The sequence below is a fragment of the Bacillus atrophaeus genome (assembly GCF_001584335.1).
GTDB lineage: Bacteria > Bacillota > Bacilli > Bacillales > Bacillaceae > Bacillus > Bacillus atrophaeus.
The window spans coordinates 605,939-623,387 of record NZ_LSBB01000020.1; the positions used below are offsets into that span (position 1 = coordinate 605,939).

General features: G+C 43.8%; 23 protein-coding genes. 20 read left to right on the forward strand and 3 right to left on the reverse strand.

What is annotated here, in order from left to right:
* Positions 1–246 precede the first annotated feature (246 nt).
* From cyoE to ctaG, 6 genes are all read left to right on the forward strand, one after another.
* The gene (gene cyoE / locus AXI57_RS16735; protein WP_003329098.1) at positions 247–1,164 is read left to right on the forward strand and encodes a heme o synthase; all 918 of its coding nucleotides are present in this window, start codon (positions 247–249) and stop codon (positions 1,162–1,164) included.
* 249 nt (positions 1,165–1,413) lie between these two features.
* On the forward strand, positions 1,414–2,484 hold the full coding sequence (coxB, locus tag AXI57_RS16740) for a cytochrome c oxidase subunit II (RefSeq protein WP_003329097.1): 1,071 nt from the start codon (positions 1,414–1,416) through the stop codon (positions 2,482–2,484).
* 33 nt (positions 2,485–2,517) lie between these two features.
* Positions 2,518–4,386: a cytochrome c oxidase subunit I gene (gene ctaD / locus AXI57_RS16745; RefSeq protein WP_010788510.1), complete on the forward strand. Its 1,869-nt coding sequence runs from the start codon at positions 2,518–2,520 to the stop codon at positions 4,384–4,386.
* Complete coding sequence (ctaE, locus tag AXI57_RS16750) at positions 4,386–5,009, forward strand: cytochrome c oxidase subunit III (protein WP_003329095.1); 624 nt, start codon at positions 4,386–4,388, stop codon at positions 5,007–5,009. Before ctaD ends, ctaE begins: the two co-directional genes overlap by 1 nt.
* Before the next feature lie 2 nt (positions 5,010–5,011).
* On the forward strand, positions 5,012–5,344 hold the full coding sequence (gene ctaF / locus AXI57_RS16755) for a cytochrome c oxidase subunit IVB (RefSeq protein WP_003329094.1): 333 nt from the start codon (positions 5,012–5,014) through the stop codon (positions 5,342–5,344).
* A gap of 27 nt (positions 5,345–5,371) precedes the next feature.
* Positions 5,372–6,265 carry a cytochrome c oxidase assembly factor CtaG gene (gene ctaG / locus AXI57_RS16760; RefSeq protein ID WP_061670907.1) on the forward strand — a complete coding sequence of 298 codons (894 nt, stop codon included), beginning with the start codon at positions 5,372–5,374 and terminating at the stop codon, positions 6,263–6,265.
* A 38-nt stretch (positions 6,266–6,303) separates the two neighbouring features.
* Here the strand turns inward: ctaG and AXI57_RS16765 are convergent, their stop codons facing one another.
* Positions 6,304–6,663 (reverse strand): YugN family protein, encoded by a 360-nt coding sequence (locus AXI57_RS16765; protein ID WP_061670723.1) that lies wholly within the window; start codon positions 6,661–6,663, stop codon positions 6,304–6,306.
* A gap of 145 nt (positions 6,664–6,808) precedes the next feature.
* Between AXI57_RS16765 and AXI57_RS16770 the strand changes: the two genes are divergently transcribed.
* From AXI57_RS16770 to coaD, 10 genes are all read left to right on the forward strand, one after another.
* Positions 6,809–7,258 (forward strand): CBS domain-containing protein, encoded by a 450-nt coding sequence (locus tag AXI57_RS16770; protein ID WP_003329091.1) that lies wholly within the window; start codon positions 6,809–6,811, stop codon positions 7,256–7,258.
* Positions 7,259–7,354: 96 nt separating this feature from the next.
* A complete protein-coding gene (locus AXI57_RS16775; RefSeq protein WP_061670724.1) occupies positions 7,355–8,392 on the forward strand; it encodes a CAP domain-containing protein in 1,038 nt (345 codons plus the stop codon).
* Positions 8,393–8,583: 191 nt separating this feature from the next.
* A complete protein-coding gene (gene ylbD / locus AXI57_RS16780) occupies positions 8,584–8,985 on the forward strand; it encodes a YlbD family protein (RefSeq protein WP_003329088.1) in 402 nt (133 codons plus the stop codon).
* A gap of 15 nt (positions 8,986–9,000) precedes the next feature.
* On the forward strand, positions 9,001–9,240 hold the full coding sequence (locus AXI57_RS16785; RefSeq protein WP_003329087.1) for a YlbE-like family protein: 240 nt from the start codon (positions 9,001–9,003) through the stop codon (positions 9,238–9,240).
* 84 nt (positions 9,241–9,324) lie between these two features.
* A complete protein-coding gene (locus AXI57_RS16790) occupies positions 9,325–9,729 on the forward strand; it encodes a hypothetical protein (RefSeq protein ID WP_003329086.1) in 405 nt (134 codons plus the stop codon).
* 53 nt (positions 9,730–9,782) lie between these two features.
* A complete protein-coding gene (gene ricF, locus AXI57_RS16795) occupies positions 9,783–10,232 on the forward strand; it encodes a regulatory iron-sulfur-containing complex subunit RicF (RefSeq protein WP_061670725.1) in 450 nt (149 codons plus the stop codon).
* Positions 10,233–10,292: 60 nt separating this feature from the next.
* Positions 10,293–10,565 carry a YlbG family protein gene (locus AXI57_RS16800; protein WP_035175113.1) on the forward strand — a complete coding sequence of 91 codons (273 nt, stop codon included), beginning with the start codon at positions 10,293–10,295 and terminating at the stop codon, positions 10,563–10,565.
* Between the two features lie 97 nt (positions 10,566–10,662).
* On the forward strand, positions 10,663–10,812 hold the full coding sequence (locus AXI57_RS21800) for a hypothetical protein (protein ID WP_003329083.1): 150 nt from the start codon (positions 10,663–10,665) through the stop codon (positions 10,810–10,812).
* Between the two features lie 88 nt (positions 10,813–10,900).
* Positions 10,901–11,458, forward strand: coding sequence for a 16S rRNA (guanine(966)-N(2))-methyltransferase RsmD (gene rsmD / locus AXI57_RS16805; protein ID WP_003329082.1), 558 nt, complete (start codon positions 10,901–10,903; stop codon positions 11,456–11,458).
* A 1-nt stretch (position 11,459) separates the two neighbouring features.
* On the forward strand, positions 11,460–11,945 hold the full coding sequence (gene coaD, locus AXI57_RS16810) for a pantetheine-phosphate adenylyltransferase (protein WP_061670726.1): 486 nt from the start codon (positions 11,460–11,462) through the stop codon (positions 11,943–11,945).
* Positions 11,946–11,961: 16 nt separating this feature from the next.
* Here the strand turns inward: coaD and ylbJ are convergent, their stop codons facing one another.
* The gene (gene ylbJ, locus AXI57_RS16815) at positions 11,962–13,188 is read right to left on the reverse strand and encodes a sporulation integral membrane protein YlbJ (protein ID WP_061670727.1); all 1,227 of its coding nucleotides are present in this window, start codon (positions 13,186–13,188) and stop codon (positions 11,962–11,964) included.
* A gap of 176 nt (positions 13,189–13,364) precedes the next feature.
* Here ylbJ and AXI57_RS16820 point away from each other — a divergent pair, with 176 nt between their 5' ends.
* Both AXI57_RS16820 and AXI57_RS16825 read left to right on the forward strand, forming a co-directional pair.
* A complete protein-coding gene (locus AXI57_RS16820) occupies positions 13,365–14,144 on the forward strand; it encodes a patatin family protein (RefSeq protein ID WP_003329078.1) in 780 nt (259 codons plus the stop codon).
* Between the two features lie 12 nt (positions 14,145–14,156).
* On the forward strand, positions 14,157–15,179 hold the full coding sequence (locus tag AXI57_RS16825; RefSeq protein WP_061670908.1) for a SepM family pheromone-processing serine protease: 1,023 nt from the start codon (positions 14,157–14,159) through the stop codon (positions 15,177–15,179).
* A gap of 16 nt (positions 15,180–15,195) precedes the next feature.
* On the opposite strand, the gene AXI57_RS16830 is transcribed toward AXI57_RS16825, so the two are convergent.
* Positions 15,196–16,443, reverse strand: a complete 1,248-nt coding sequence (locus AXI57_RS16830; protein ID WP_061670728.1) for a nucleotidyltransferase — start codon at positions 16,441–16,443, stop codon at positions 15,196–15,198.
* Positions 16,444–16,649: 206 nt separating this feature from the next.
* Between AXI57_RS16830 and AXI57_RS16835 the strand changes: the two genes are divergently transcribed.
* A complete protein-coding gene (locus AXI57_RS16835; protein ID WP_003329074.1) occupies positions 16,650–17,168 on the forward strand; it encodes a YceD family protein in 519 nt (172 codons plus the stop codon).
* A gap of 21 nt (positions 17,169–17,189) precedes the next feature.
* Positions 17,190–17,369, forward strand: coding sequence for a 50S ribosomal protein L32 (gene rpmF, locus AXI57_RS16840; protein ID WP_003154457.1), 180 nt, complete (start codon positions 17,190–17,192; stop codon positions 17,367–17,369).
* The last annotated feature ends 80 nt before the right edge of the window (positions 17,370–17,449 follow it).

Here is a 17,449-nt window from a genome sequence, read left to right on the forward strand (position 1 = left end):
TCCGGACTTCTGGAAATTGTACCCTTGATTATTCATGCGGGGTTTGATAGAACTAAGGTAACGGCATATTTAAAATGGTGAACGCCTTCATCTTTGGTAAAATTCATAAAAAGTTCACAAATAAATTCCTGTTTCTCGTTTAATATTTAAGAGGATGTTTTTTTACAAGGAATAATCTTGTATGATAGAGTTGCAGGTTCATGAAGAATAACCTGCTTTTAGGTTTGAGTAAGGGAGGTTTACGTTATGGCTAATTCCAGAATTTTAAATGATACAGCTATAGACGGACAAATTGAAGAAACAACAGCGTGGAAAGATTTCCTTTCCCTTATCAAAATAGGGATTGTGAATTCGAATTTAATTACAACCTTTACTGGAATGTGGCTTGCTTTTCATTTTTCCGGTTTAAGCTTTTTAGGCAATTTAAATACCGTGCTTCTCACATTAATCGGGTCTTCTTTGATCATTGCGGGCTCTTGCGCCATCAATAACTATTATGACCGGGATATTGACCATTTAATGGAACGGACGAAGGTAAGGCCGACGGTTACCGGGAAAATCCAGCCGAATCAGGCTTTGTGGTCAGGGATATTGCTGGTTGCCTTAGGGTTAATCATGCTGCTGATGACAACAGTAATGGCTGCGGTTATCGGATTTATCGGAGTATTTACTTACGTTGTCCTGTATACGATGTGGACGAAACGCCATTATACGATTAATACGGTTGTCGGAAGCGTATCCGGCGCTGTTCCGCCGTTAATCGGGTGGACGGCAGTTGAAGGAAATATCAGTGTACTGGCATGGGTATTATTCTTAATTATGTTTATTTGGCAAATTCCGCATTTCTTAGCTTTGGCAATTAAGAAAACCGAAGATTACAGGGCGGCGAATATACCGATGCTTCCGGTGGTTCACGGTTTTGAAGTCACAAAAAGACAAATTATTGTCTGGGTTGCCTGTCTGCTTCCTCTCCCGTTTTTCTTAGGGGGGCTCGGTCTGCCGATCGTGATCCTGGGGACCTTATTAAACATCGGCTGGCTTGTTCTCGGCTTGATGGGTTTCCGGATGAAGAACATTATGAAGTGGGCGACGCTAATGTTCGTCTACTCGCTTAATTACTTAACGATATATTTTGTCGCAATGGTCGTCTTTACCCTATTCTAAAAATATGGGCAGAGCCTTAATCTGCCGTTTCATAATACGAAAAGACAACTACGTAAACGCCGCCTTGACCTTTTTGCTTGATCAGGCGGCTTTACTTTTATACATAGATGGTATTTTGAGTAAAAAAACTCATATTTTAAGAAATGAGGAAATGTAAGTGCTTTATTCGGAGGGAGTCTGATTTGGCTGAAGAAAGAATCCTGCCTTGGATTTCCGCCTTGGTATTGATCAAAAAAGGGGTTGGGTGAAATGTTAAAGCATTGGCGTCTTATTTCATTATTAGCCTTAGTGCCGCTTGTCTTAAGCGGCTGTGGAAAACCGTTTTTGTCCACACTCAAGCCTGCCGGCGAGGTGGCTGATAAACAGTATTACCTGACAGTGCTTAGTACACTCATTATGGTCATTGTCGTCGTAGTGGTGTCCATCATTTTCTTTTATGTCATTGTGAGGTTCAGAAGAGCGCGGGTGGGAGAGAACACCATACCGAAACAAGTGGAAGGCAATCGCTTTTTAGAAATCACGTGGACCGTGATTCCGATTGTGCTGCTGATTGTTCTAGTCATCCCTGTCGTATTATATACGCTGGAGCTTGCGGATACATCACCGATGGATAAGAAAAACCGCAAAGCGGAGGATGCTCTCGTTGTGAATGTCAGAGCCAATTTATACTGGTGGGAATTTGAATACCCTGATTACGATATTGTGACGAGTCAGGAACTGATTGTACCGACCGACCAGCGTGTGTATTTTAACTTGAAAGCTTCAGATGTAAAACATTCTTTTTGGATTCCTTCGGTAGGGGGGAAGATTGATACAAATACGGATAACGAGAATAAATTCTTTTTGACCTTCGATTCAAAACGGAGTAAAGAAGCGGGAGAATACTTTTTCGGAAAGTGCGCTGAGCTTTGCGGACCTTCTCACGCGCTGATGGATTTTAAAGTGAAGCCGCTGTCAGCCGATGACTTTCAGGATTGGACGAAGGAAATGAAAAACTATAAACACACATCCGAGAACGAGCTGGCGACTCAGGGAGAAGAGCTGTTTGAGGAAAAGAATTGCCTGAGCTGCCATGCGGTAGAACCGAATGACAAACGTGCGGAAGCGGCAAGAACTGCGCCGAATTTGGCCAGCTTCGGGGAAAGATCAAAAGTTGCAGGCGTTAAAGATGCAAATAAAGAGAATGTGAAGGCGTGGCTGAAAGATCCCGAGAGCATCAAGCCGGGCAATAAAATGACAGGAACATATCCGGAACTGTCTGATGCTGAAATGGACGCGCTTTATGAATACTTAAAGGGATTAAAAGCAGGAAGCAAGTAAGGGAAGAAAGGGAGATATTGGGGGAGGTCACACATGTTGAATGCGCTTACAGAAAAGCGGACGCGCGGATCTTTGCTTTGGGATTATTTAACGACAGTCGACCATAAAAAAATCGCGATTCTTTATTTAGCGGCCGGGGGGTTTTTCTTTCTTGTCGGCGGGCTTGAAGCAATGTTTATCAGAATCCAGCTCGCTAAGCCGGGGAATGATTTTGTCAGTGCGGGATTATACAATGAAATCATGACGATGCATGGCACCACGATGATTTTCCTAGCAGCGATGCCGCTCTTGTTTGGTTTTATGAATGCGGTAGTACCACTGCAGATCGGAGCGCGTGATGTTTCGTTTCCGTTTTTGAACGCGCTTGGTTTTTGGCTCTTCTTTTTCGGAGGAGTATTCCTTAATCTCAGCTGGTTTTTGGGAGGGGCTCCTGATGCGGGATGGACGTCGTATGCGTCACTTTCGCTTCATTCAAAAGGGCATGGAATTGATTTCTTCGTTCTGGGTCTGCAAATATCAGGGCTCGGAACCTTGATAGCCGGGATCAACTTTTTAGCAACGATCATAAACATGAGGGCCCCGGGTTTGACGTACATGAGAATGCCTCTGTTTACATGGACGACATTTGTTGCGTCAGCACTGATTTTATTCGCTTTTCCGCCGTTGACAGTCGGTTTGGCCTTTATGATGCTTGACCGTTTGTTCGGAACCAACTTCTTTAATCCGGAGCTTGGCGGAAACACGATTATTTGGGAGCATTTATTCTGGATATTCGGACACCCGGAAGTATATATATTGATTTTGCCTGCTTTCGGCATTTTCTCAGAAATTATTCCGGTCTTTGCCAGGAAGCGATTATTTGGATATTCCTCAATGGTGTTCGCCATCGTGTTAATCGGTTTTCTGGGCTTTATGGTCTGGGTGCACCACATGTTTACAACAGGTCTTGGACCGATAGCAAACGCGATTTTTGCGGTCGCGACAATGGCCATTGCGATACCGACGGGAATAAAGATTTTCAACTGGCTGCTGACCATTTGGGGAGGAAACGTGAAATACACGACTCCAATGCTGTACGCGGTGTCGTTTATTCCGTCCTTTGTTCTAGGCGGTGTGACGGGTGTCATGCTGGCGGCAGCAGCGGCAGACTACCAGTTCCATGATACGTATTTCGTTGTTGCTCACTTCCATTATGTTATTATCGGCGGTGTTGTATTCGGCATCTTGGCCGGTGTGCATTTCTGGTGGCCGAAAATGTTCGGCAAGGTGCTGCATGAAACGATGGGGAAAATTTCATTTGTTTTATTTTTTATCGGTTTTCACCTTACTTTCTTTATCCAGCATTTCCTCGGGTTAATGGGAATGCCGCGGCGTGTTTTCACCTTTTTGCCCGGCCAGGGGCTTGAGGCCGGAAACCTGATCAGTACGATCGGGGCGTTTTTCATGGCTGCTGCTGTCGTTATCTTGCTTATCAACGTGATTTGGACATCAGTTAAAGGCGAATATGTCGGCAATGATCCTTGGCATGACGGACGGACGCTTGAATGGGCTGTCTCTTCACCGCCGCCGGAATATAATTTTAAGCAGCTTCCGTTTGTCAGAGGTCTTGATCCGCTTTGGATCGAAAAGCAGGCTGGAAACAAGTCGATGACACCGGCTGAACCGGTAAACGATATTCACATGCCGAACGGGTCGATTCTTCCGTTCATTATATCTTTCGGTCTTTTTGTCGCAGCGTTCGGGCTGTTATACAGATCAGATCACGCTTGGGGACTGCCTGTGATCTTTGTGGGCCTTGGCATCACCTTCTTTACCATGCTGCTTCGCTCAGTAATTGATGATCACGGCTATCATATTCATAAAGAGGATTTAGCCAATGATGATAAAGGAGTGAAGACATGATGCAAACAGAGGAACAACTGACTGCGGAAACCTTCCCCGCTTCTCCAGAAAAAGCAACACTGGAAGGGAAAAATAAATTTTTGGGCTTTTGGCTTTTCCTTGGCGGAGAGACTGTGCTGTTCGCATCTCTCTTTGCGACATTTCTTGCTCTCAGAAATTCGAATGCCAGTGATCCGCCGACATCAGAGATGTTTGATTTGTCACTTGTTTTTATTGCGACGATGCTATTATTAACGAGCAGTTTAACGAGTGTATATGCGATGTATCATATGAAAAACTTCGCGTTTGGGAAAATGCAGCTGTGGCTCTTATTAACACTCTTATTAGGGGCTGGTTTCTTAGGCGTCGAGATTTATGAATTCAAACATTACACGCATGAGTTTGGATTTACGATTACAAGCTCGGCACTCGGCTCATCATTTTATACACTCGTCGGCACACACGGCGCTCACGTAGCGTTTGGGCTGCTGTGGATCAGCGCGCTTATGATCCGCAATGCAAAACGAGGCCTCAGCCTGTATAACGCGCCTAAATTTTATGTCGCAAGCCTGTATTGGCATTTTATTGATGTCGTATGGGTATTTATCTTTACCGTTGTATATTTAATGGGGATGGTGGGATAAACATGGACGATAGAAAAGGCAAAGGGAACGTAAGTACAGATCTTGCTTATCGAAAAAAGAAAAATGCCGAGGAGATGAAATACCAAGTTTTATCCTTCGGTTTGATGATCGGTCTCACGCTTGTTGCGTTTTTGACTGTGGCTTCGGATGATATCGGAAATTGGTTTACGATTCCGTTTATTATTCTTCTGGCAGTTATTCAAGTGATTTTTCAGCTTTTTTACTTCATGCATATGAATCAGAAAGGACATGAAGCGCCGGCTTTATTTCTGTATTCAGGAATATTTGTCGCATTTATTACGGTGCTGGCTTTTGTCACCATTATTTGGTGGTAAAGCCGGCACGGCCGGGAGGTGAAGGTCATCAATAATCTGGAGATATTTGGGTTTCGCGCGATGTGGAGCCCTTATCTTTTTTGTTTTCTCGTGCTGATCACGGTTCTTTATTTTCTTTTGTGCAGACGGTTGTCTTCACGTCATGAACAGGTGACACGGAAAGAGAAGGCGCTGTTTGTCCTTGCAATGGCCTTTTTATATCTGGCTGAGGGAAGCCCGATTGATCTGCTCGGACATATTATGTTCAGCGCGCATATGGGGCAGATGGCGGTTTTATATTTGGTCGTGCCTCCGCTGCTGATTGCGGGAATTCCTGCGCAGGCATGGAGAAAGCTCATTTTTCATCCGATGGTTAAGCCTGTTTTTTCATTCTTCTCTGTGCCTTTAATTGCTTTACTCTTGTTTAATGGCCTTTTTTCAATCTATCATGTTCCGTTTATTTTTGATTTGGTGAAAACTGATTCGCTGTATCATACGCTGATGACTTGTCTGATCTTCATTACAGCCTTTTTTATGTGGTGGCCTCTTGTGCATAAGCTTAAGGAACTGCCGCAGCTTAGCGGGCTGATGAAACTCGGTTATATTATGGCCGATGGCATCTTGCTCACTCCTGCCTGTGCTCTCATTATGTTTAGCGGAACCCCTTTGTATGCAACATATACTGAACCGTCTGCCTGGGCGGAAGCGATGAAGCTTTGTGTTCCTGCTGACATGCTGGGGCAAATCCCGTTAACAGGTCCGGAAATGTTTAATACACTGCCGCTGGTGGAAGATCAGCAGCTTGGAGCTGTCATTATGAAAATCATACAGGAAATTGTGTATGGCACCTGCTTAGCTATTATCTTTTTTCAGTGGGTGAAAAAGGAGAGGGAAAAAGACGGACAAGAGGAACCGCCGTATATTCAGCATCATTTATCGTAAAAAGGTACAGCATGAAAGGCTGTACCTTTTTTTAGAGCCTACAGTTGAACGGTTTTTAAGGTATCGGATATTTCCTGAATCAGCGATTTGCTCTTTGAAACGACTTGGATCGGAAACTCTTCTGCGTCTCCATACTCCACACCGTGCGGATAATAATGCTTGCCTAATAAAGGGGTCATCAATTCAATGACAGCTTGGCCTCTTCCGATATCTCCCTCTACCGCATAACCTTGAATGCGCAGATAAAATGTTCCCTCAATCATCGAAAACTTCTTATCATATGTCACTCTTTCATAATCCCATTGACCGGCTCGAACCAGCCCCTTGCTTTCCATCAGATCATCCAAGCGGCTAAGCTCGGCCTTTACCCCTTCAAGTCCGCTTTCCGTAAATTTCAACCGCGACCCCTCCTTATAAAATTTACCTTTCCTGACAATCATAGTATGAAAACATGAAACTTTCAATGGATCTTCTTGTGTTGAAAGTATGTAAAAAACAAAACTTGACGACAATGTCAGTAGAATAAAGGAGGAGGTTTTCAGGATGACAAAAATAAAAGAACTGATGACGGCTGACTTGCAATATTGCACTGTATTAGATAATGTATATGAAGCTGCGGTAAAGATGAAAGACGCAGATGTAGGAGCTGTTCCTGTAGTTGACGAAGATGGAGAAACACTTGTTGGTATTGTCACAGACCGTGATTTGGTATTAAGAGGAATCGCTTCGAAAAGACCTAATTCTCAAAAAATAACCGATGCTATGACAAAAGAGCCCGTCAGCGTTGAAGAAGACACATCAGTGGATGAAGTGCTTCATTTGATGGCGGCCCGTCAGCTCAGAAGAATACCTGTGACAAAGAACAAGAAGCTGGTCGGTATTGTGACGCTTGGCGATCTGGCTTTGTCTGAGCAAACAAATGAACGTGCAGGCAGTGCATTATCTGATATATCCGAAGATGATGAAAACGGCCGGCAAGGTTTTGTTCATTAACACATATTTCATTGACATAAAAAATAGGCTGTATTGTAATTGAATCATGTAAACTGTACTCGATGCAGACGTGAATCAATCTTGGGAGGTGGAAGGTTGAAAAACATAGCAAGAGCTCTCGTTATTCTCTTGATTATTGCCGGAACCTATGTTCTGTTTATTCAATATGGATCTGTTCCTGAAAAGAAAACAAATGACAGCGAACCGAAAGTATCAAATGAGGAAACGGAAAACGGCAAGCGGATCAAAATGCCGACATCAGGCTTACTGTCGTTGATGGGCAAGTCAGCAGATGAATTGAAGGAAAAATTGGGAGAACCGGAACGTAAAGATCCGTCCGCATATGATTACGAATGGTGGGTCTACAACAAGGGAAAAGACCAATATGTTCAAATCGGCGTTCTGAACGATAAAGTTGTCACCTTGTTTGCTTCAGGAAACGGTATAAATGCCAAGCCGTTTCAAATCGGCGAAACAACAGGGGAAGTATTTAAGACCACACAAGTTGCACCGTTTGTGAATGTGGAATACAAAGGGAATTCCTACAGATTTGAATTTTCAGAAGAAGATATCAATACCCGTCCTACCGTAAAAGTGGGAAAAGTATATGTTCAGCTATATATGGACAAATTTGAGGGCAGCCTGTCAAGCATTCGTGCGTTTGATGCTGAAACCTTTGTGAAGCAAAGGCCTTATGAGGTTGTGTACCGGGGAGAATTGATTGAGCCGAAAACGGTTTCGGACAAAGAATGGGAAGAAATAGAGGATACGAGCGAACAGCAAATCCTCGATTTGACCAATGTCATTCGCGTAAAGCATGGTTTGGCAAAGCTGGCATGGGATGAACCGACCGCACAAGTGGCTTTTGGACATAGTGAGGATATGAAGGATAATGATTATTTCTCCCATGTTTCCAAAAAATACGGAACGCTGAAAGACCGTTTGGAAAAAGGCGATGTGGAGTTTCAGCAGGCAGGGGAGAATATTGCTTATAACTATGTGGACGGCCCGGCTGCTGTTGAGGGATGGCTGAACAGCGAGGGCCATAGAAAAGCGCTGTTAAATGAGGATTATACGCACCTCGGCGTCGGAGTAGATCACAAATATTATACCCAAAATTTCATCAAGCAATAGTCAGACAGATTCGGACCGCGGGAGGTTACACTCCCGCGGTTATTTTAGATTATGGCCTGTTGCTTCGTGCGCCAAGAGAAGATGACAGAAAGCGGCAGTCATTCTCCATTTTTCTATGAATTTAGGCGAACACAATCCATCCCGGCCCGATACATTATAGTAGGCATATATTTACGAGGGGGGTGAGGATTGTGGCGAATCAACATGCTCATCAGTCAATCAATGATTTTAAACAATTTGTCAAGAAGCATCCAAAGCTGATAAAAGAAGTACGAAAAGAAGAAAGAAGCTGGCAGGACGTGTATGAAAATTGGGTGCTGCTCGGTGAAAACGATCCGATATGGGACCCATATAAAGATAAACCGGCCGAGGGTCAAGAAGCGGTGCCTGAAGCGGCCGATAAATATGATTTTGTCTCCAAAATGGTGACAGCAGTGAAAAAAATGGATGTCAATCAAATGAATGAACAAATTAATAAAATGAGTCAGTCGATCTCATCATTGCAAAATCTCCTCAGCCAGTTCTCAGGCAGCGGGTCCAAACAATCTCAAACAGGCTCTGGACAACATCCTTTTTCTTTCAGAAAGGATTAATAAAGGGGTACATTCATGCGTAAAGATGTTCAGGAATTTATAATGGCTGATGAAGAACGGAGACGGTTCATAAGAGAGCAGCCGATATGGTACCGGAGACTCGGCAGAAATCCGGATGAATTGGCTGCCTTTCAGCTGGCAATGATGAATTACTATGAAAAAACCATTCCGCATCGGGTCCATCAATTTACAAACGGCCTTCAAATGGCGCAAATGATGGTGCAGATGTTTCAGGCTATGCGTACTCAAGATTAGAAGACCCAGATCAGGGTCTTTTTTATTCATAAAATGGTCTCCGGCAGCAAAAGCTACTCTCAGATGATAAAAAGGAGACCTTCTATGAAAATATTGTGGTGTATATGTGTGTTGTGTATGGTGACGGCTGGCTGTTCGGTTCATAAACCGGTTCCGAAAGGGGAGCTGGGGAAAACAGCTGCACTGGAAGCTCAGGCGCATCCAAAAGAGCTGCAAGGCGAATGGCTTACATATAAAATAAAGGATTCCCGTGTTTACGTGGAATGTATGCTGAACGATTTCCACTTTAAAACGGGGCCGGCATCAGTCAGAGACAAGCAAGGCTATTTAGCGGTTTACGCAGACGGAAAGAAACTAAGAAACGAGTATACTGCGGCATTTATCGTCAGACACCTGTCCAAAGGGAACCACAGGCTGACCGTAGAGGTAATCTCCCGCCACCCTGAATACAAACAGATCTCAAAAACGTGGGACGTATTCATTCGCTAGACATTTTCCAATTGGATGGTTTCGTGGTAAACTAACAACTGGAGGTGCGTGCTATGTATGCAACGATGGAATCCGTGCGGCTTCAAAGTGAGGCGCAGAAGCTTGCCGGCATGATTCTTCAGTCAGAGACGGCTGAAAATTACCGTAATTGTTATAAGCGTCTCCAGCAAGATGAAGAGGCAGGCCGGATTATTCGTTCCTTTATGGACATAAAAGACAAATATGAATATGTGCAGCGATTTGGCAAATATCATCCTGACTATAGAGAGATTTCCCGAAAAATGAGGGAAATCAAACGGGAGCTGGACCTCAATGACAAAGTGGCGGACTTTAAGAAAGCGGAGACTGAGCTGCAGTCAATTCTTGATGAAGTCAGCATAGAGCTTGGGACCGCCGTTTCCGAACATATAAAAGTTCCGACGGGAAACCCTTACTTTGACGGTCTGTCTTCTTGCGGAGGCGGCTGCGGTTCAGGCGGCGGCTGCGGATGCAAAGTATCCTGACGAGACGAACAGTCTCGTCTTTTACATAACAAGACAAGAAAAATCAGGCAGGTGATTGAATTGGAGAATAAACGCCAAGGTATGATTGTATATCTGCATTCCTTGAAGCAGAGTAAAATGCTGAGAAAATTCGGGAATGTCCATTATGTCTCAAAACGTTTAAAATACGTTGTGCTGTATTGCGATATGAATCAGCTCGAAAGAACGATGGACAAGATATCCTCCTACTCTTTTGTGAAAAAAGTAGAGCCTTCCTATAAACCGTTTTTGAAATTAGAATTCGAATCAAAACTTGATAAGGCGAAAGAATACGATTATAAAATCGGCATTTAGCCAAAAAAAAATCCCCGCAGACATCTGCGGGGTCCTTCTATTCCTTAACATGTTAAGGGAGAAGGCAAAGGGAGAGGAGAAACCGGAGGAAGAACTTATGGGGAAACGTAAGTCTTCTCCGCGGTTGGCAACAACATCCCAAAAGATGCTGTTGCATGTAGTATGGACATATAGCAGCCGCGCTATACATAAAAGAGAAGAAATTCTCGCCGGATTGGCGCTCATTGTGAGCGTGATAGCTTTATGATAAGATAGTGTTGGTTTTTTAAAATCATTTACATACGGCTTTTTGCCGGACTGGAAACCTATAAGCTTGAGAAAAAGTGGTGTGGAAGATGAGAGTAATTTCTGGATCAAAAAAAGGCCGCGCGCTAAAAGCTGTGCCGGGCACATCAACAAGACCGACAACTGACAAAGTAAAGGAATCTATTTTTAATATGATAGGCCCTTATTTTGAAGGGGGCAGAGCGCTCGATTTGTTTGCAGGAAGCGGAGGCCTCGGGATTGAAGCCCTTTCGCGCGGATTTGACCATTGCGTTTTTGTCGATCGTGAATTTAAAGCGATCCAAACCGTAAAGGCGAATTTAAAAACATTAGATTTGATAAAATCGGCGGACGTTTACCGTAATGACGCGGAACGTGCCTTGCATGCCGCTGCGAAAAGAGAGACAGGATTTCATGGCATCTTTTTAGATCCTCCGTATAAGGAGCAAAAGCTGAAAGCGCTTTTAAGCTCGATTGACGAACATCAGATGCTGGAAGATGACGGATTCATCGTGACAGAGCACGACAAAGGCGTTGAACTTCCGGAAACCATCGGCGGACTTGTGTTGGCGAGACAGGAAATGTACGGGCTTACAGGAGTGTCGATTTATAGAAAAAGGGGGGAGTAAGGTGGCGAGTATAGCTGTTTGTCCCGGCAGTTTTGATCCTGTGACCTACGGGCATCTGGATATTATCAGACGGGGAGCCGGCATTTTTGAACAGGTTTATGTATGTGTGCTGAACAATTCTTCGAAGAAACCGTTATTTACTGTAGAAGAGCGGTGCGAGCTGCTGAGAGAAGTCACAAAAGATATACCGAACATAACGGTTGAGACCTCACAGGGACTGCTCATTGATTATATGAAAAGGAAAAATGCAAAAGTCATATTAAGAGGATTGAGAGCTGTATCGGATTTTGAATATGAGATGCAGGGGACATCAATGAATCGTGTATTGGATGAATCCATCGAGACCTTTTTCATGATGACAAACAATCAATACTCATTTTTAAGCTCAAGCATTGTAAAAGAAGTCGCAAAGTATAAAGGCTCTGTGTCAGAGCTTGTTCCGCCGGAAGTCGATCTTGCGCTTCAATATAAGTTCAATAAAGGATGAGGCTGTTTTTAAGCTCTCATCCTTTTTTTTCACTGTTCGTTAATCGATATGAATAAATCAGTACATATGATAACAGCGCTCCTAACGTGACCGCAGGGCCTGACGCCACGAGAAAATTCCAGCCGCTTATGAACGCTTCCTGTGCGGCAGGCTTTTGGAGAGGCTGAAAGACATGATGATACGGCTCTTCTAGAGCGGTATAGAGAGGCTTCCATAAAATGATAATAAATACAGCCGCATAAATGCCCTGTAAAATACGCGCAAAGAAAAATGGTTTAAACCGGATATCCGTGTCTGACAAAATACCCGCCACCTGTGCCTGTACCGAAAAACCGCTGAATCCGAGAATAAAGCTGACGATGATTGCTTTTTGTAAAAGCCCCGCATCGGATTCACTGACAAGCTTGCTGCCGAGAGTGATTTCAAACATACCTGACAAAAGGGGAATGTCCAGCTGGGCGGGAAGCTGAAAAAGTGAAAGCACCGCTTTTGTGAAGATGGACAGAATATCAGTTAATTGAACGACTGACAATAAGCGGTTGAACACAGAGAATAAAATGATGAAGCCGCCTACCATAAGAAGCGTTTGGACAGAAGAGGTCACCGCATCACCCAAAATTTTTCCGAGGGGCCTTTTTTCTGCCAAGCGAGCGGTGTGAAGGGCAAGAAATGCATCTTTTAGAGAAGGAAAACGCACGGCTCTATGTCTCATCGTGCTATCTTCTTCTTTTCGCCCATAGGAACGCATCGTCAAACCTACGGCTAAATTTCCGAGGTAGTGGGCGCAGGCTAAGAGAATCCCTAAAGATGCATTATGAAAAAAACCAACAGCCACGGCGCCAAATATAAACAAAGGATTTGAAGAGTTTGTGAAAGAAACAAGGCGTTCTGCTTCAACTCTGGAAATCTGCTTTTCTTGCCGAAGTCTCGCAGTAAGCTTTGCTCCAGCCGGATTGCCAGATGCCATACCCATGGCCAGCACAAATCCGCCGACACCCGGCACACGAAAGATCGGCCGCATGAAAGGCTCAAGCAGCAGGCCGACAAACCTGACGATCCCAAACCCGATTAATAGTTCAGAAAGAATAAAAAACGGCAGCAAAGACGGAAAGACAACTTCCCACCACATAGCAAGTCCTGTTTTAGAGGCATCAAATGAAGCCTGCGGGTGTGATATGACAGTCGCTGTCAAAAAAATAAAAAACGAAGCAATTAAAAAAGTATTTATCTTCGACAAGTTCATTCTGACCTCCCCGACGCTAAAAATGCACACAAATTTATATCATGATAAAATAAGTAACAGACCTTAGAGCGGCCAAACCACATCCTGTCCCAATGGCCCTTTGTACTAATATACGAGCATAGGGGTTCAGTTTAGACCATAGAATTCGTATATAGGGTGTCGGAGGGGGAAATGCGTTGGCCAAACCTAAAATCGGGTTAGCACTCGGCTCGGGAGGAGCGAGGGGACTGGCTCATCTCGGAGTGCTTTCAAGTTTACATAAGCATCAAATTCAGGTTGATATGATTGCAGGAAGCAGTATGGGAGCTTTAGTGGGCAGTTTTCATGCCGCGGGACATGATGTAGAGACAATGAAAAAAGTCGCCAAGGCATTTAAAAAGCGGCTGTATGCCGATTATACGATGCCTAAGCTCGGTTTTTTGAAAGGCGACCGCGTCAGGCAGCTCGTACACGCTTATACATTCGGCAAGCCTATTGAAGAGCTGCAAATTCCGTTAGGTATTGTCGCGTGCGATTTACAGACAGGCGAAAAGGTAGTGTTTCACAAAGGCTCTGTGTCAGAAGCGGTGCGGGCAAGCATAAGCATACCGGGCATTTTTGTTCCGCAGCGGATGGATGGACGCCTTTTGGTAGACGGCGCGGTAGTTGACCGGATTCCGGTTTCTGTCGTGAAGGATATGGGAGCTGATATTATTATCGCTTCGGATGTATCACGGGTCAGAAAAACAGAAAAAGCGGCACATATTTTTGACGTAATCATGCAAAGTATGGATATATTACAAAATGAATTGGTCCGCCATCAAACGATTGCCGCAGATGTCGTCATTCGCCCTTCTCTTGAAACACATAGCTCAAGCTCTTTTGCAAACATTGAAGACATGATCCATGCCGGTGAAAAAGCAACAAACGGACTGATCAGGCAGATTAAACAAGAAATAGAGAATTGGGAGGGCTAAAAGTTGATACATATGAAGAAAAGACATTTCCGGTGGATGCTCGTCATCCTCATTCTGATTGTCGCTGTTACATTCATCAAGCTTCCATACTACGTGACGAAACCGGGAGAGGCGACAGAACTTGCCTCGCTCGTTAAAGTGAAAGGAGGCTATCCGGAAAAAGGAAGCTTATCCTTAATGACTGTGAAAGTAGGCCCGGCCAACCCCTATACATATCTATGGGCGAAGATACATCCGTATTATGAAATTGTCCCGGACGAAAGCATTAAGCAAGAAGGCGAATCGGATGAAGAATATATGAAACGCCAGGTGCAAATGATGAAAAGCTCACAAGAAAATGCCGTCATTGCAGCCTATCAAAAAGCGGGAAAAGAAGTGAGCTACTCTTTTAACGGCATTTATGCAAGCTCTGTTGTAGCAAATATGCCGGCCAAGGGAAAAATTGAAGTCGGAGACAAAATTATCAGCGCCGACGGAAAAACCTATCAGTCCTCAGAGAAATTGATCGACTATATCAGCAGTAAAAAACCAGGGGACAAGGTGACCTTTAAAATTGAAAGAGATACAAAAGAAAAAACAGTTACACTCGCGCTGAAGGCATTCCCGGAGGAGCCGGGCCGAGCCGGCATAGGTGTGGCTTTATACACTGACCGGAATGTAAAGGTAAAGCCGGATATTGATTTTAAAATTGAAAATATCGGCGGGCCGTCAGCAGGTTTAATGATGTCGCTAGAAATTTATAATCAGCTCACCAAAACGGATGAAACAAAAGGCTATAATATTGCCGGAACAGGAACTATTGATGTCGACGGCAAGGTAGGCCCGATCGGCGGTATTGATCAAAAGGTAGTGGCGGCAGATAAAGCCGGCAAAGACATTTTCTTTGCGCCAAACCAAAATGGCGCCAGCAATTCCGATTTTAAAAACGCAGTAAAAACAGCAAAAGACATTGATTCGGATATGAAAATCGTTCCGGTTGACACGATGCAGGATGCGATTGACTATTTGAATAAGCTCAAAGCAAAAAGCACCTGATGATTCAGGTGCTTTTTTATGAACTCAAAAAACGCTTTTCATCCTCATCGTAGCGGATGGGCGCATGCGCATATTCCTGGTCATTAAAAACGGTTCTCTGCGGCTCGTTCATAGGCAGGCTGTAAATCCGGCTTGCCCTTATATCTAAATCGAGGGCGGGGTGGGAAAATGAAGACAGCTTGCTGATGAGCGGAACGGAAAGCTTTTTTTTCTGTTGTGATAAAAAGGCTTGTCCTTTTTTTGTCATGCCGAGCAATCTGATATAAGGAATTTCGGAATCTTCAAGAAGCCGGTGCATATCTTGTTTTCTCGTTCTCATTAATATATGCGTATTCATGCGCTGCAGTCTCGTCCACGTATAGCGTTTTGTTTTCAGAAGTTCCATGTACTCTTGATACGAACGCGCTTTTCTGATTGAACGAAGGATTCTGTGTTCGAGTCCTTCTTCTACTTCGTAGATTTGCTGCAGTTCCTGCGCTGAAAGAGTAGTGAGACTGTATTTTAAATAAGAAAAATAAGACTCTGAAGAATGCCGCAGACCGAATGTTTGGACATAATCTTCTAATTCCCGTATAGAGGCGGAAGGAAGAAAGCCGCCGCAGGTATCAAGACCTTCTTCTTCAAGCGCTTTGCGAATGCTTGTCGCGCTTGCGATACGGGTTTCCCCTTTAGGCAGGTCGGCATCATGATAATCCGAAGAAATACGGGCTGTGGTATACGGCTGCATAAGGGAACCGATCTCTTGAATGGATTTCACATAGTGATAGCCGAGAATGTTATTCGGCTTCGACAAGTCCAGCGTATTTTCCTCCTTTAGAATTGTTCTGAAAGCAGCAGCCGCCGCCGAAGGATAACTGGCTCCCCGTTGCAATTCTTCTTTTACACATTGGTGAAATAAGTCTTCATGTTCCTGAAAGACTTTGGCTGTTTCAAAAAAAGGAGCGATATGTCCGGTCTCGCTTCCGAAAAAGAGAGACTCGCAGCCTAAATGATGCAATATCCTGACGCTGCCCCCGGCGAACGTTTCCGCTTTTTGAACGGCATACATATAAGGGAGCTCAACAACAAGGTCGACGCCGCTTTGAAGAGCCATTTTCGTTCGGGCCCATTTTGATACGACCGCCGGTTCCCCGCGCTGCAAAAAGTGTCCGCTCATAACAGCAACCGCCGCTGTGCTTTCGGTTTCCGTTTTTGCTTTTTGGGCATGATAAAGATGCCCGTTATGAAAGGGATTATATTCAACAACCAATCCGACTGCTCTCACATTTATCCGCCTTTCTTGCTATGAATGAAAACGTATGGTACATTTGCAAATGAAATACTTTTCACAGCTGTTTTGTTAAGTGTATGCATAGCATATTCAGCTGTCAACGGCGCTTTAATGACAGCATTATGCTGTAAAGAAAAAATATTGACAAAAACATTGATAAAAGCTATAATCATGTTTGTTGCTTTCCTGAGGTGATACAAATGAAATGGACGATTTATCAGCTGCATCAAATGGCAAAAAAGAGTTTTGAGTTTGATGAAACAGTTGAGTTAAATGAGATGACAACATTGAATTCTGACATTCGCAGCATTTCTCCCGTCCGGGTGAAAGGAAGAGCGGATATTGAATCCAAACAGGTTTCGTTTGACTTTACGATTTCAGGCGAAATGATTTTGCCATGCTCAAGAACACTTGTTGATGTTCCGTATCCATTTACAATTTCAACAAAAGAACTGTTTATATTTCATAAGACGGATGATATAGAAGATGAGGACGTGCAGATTGTTGAAGACGATACTATCGACTTAACTCCGATCGTAAAAGAAGAAATTCTTTTAGAAATCCCTATGCAAATCTTTTGTGAATCTGTTCAAAAAGAAGGAGCTGCTCCTCAAGAAGGAAAGGATTGGCAGGTTATTTCGGAAGAAGACAAGAAAAATCAGGTCGATCCGAGGCTCGCAGGTCTTGAAAAGCTCTTAAAACAAGATGATGAATCTTAACTCTTTAAGGAGGTGGGAATAATGGCTGTACCTTTTAGAAGAACTTCTAAAATGAAAAAAAGATTGCGCCGTACACATTTCAAACTTAATGTACCTGGTATGACAGAATGTCCGTCATGCGGAGAGATGAAATTGTCTCACCGTGTATGCAAAGCATGCGGATCATACAACGGCAAAGACATAAATGTAAAAAGCAATTAATGAATGAGAAAAGCATGGGAGAATAACTCCTGTGCTTTTTTTCTTTTTCTCTTCAAGCCGGCTCCCGGAAAATTTGTGAG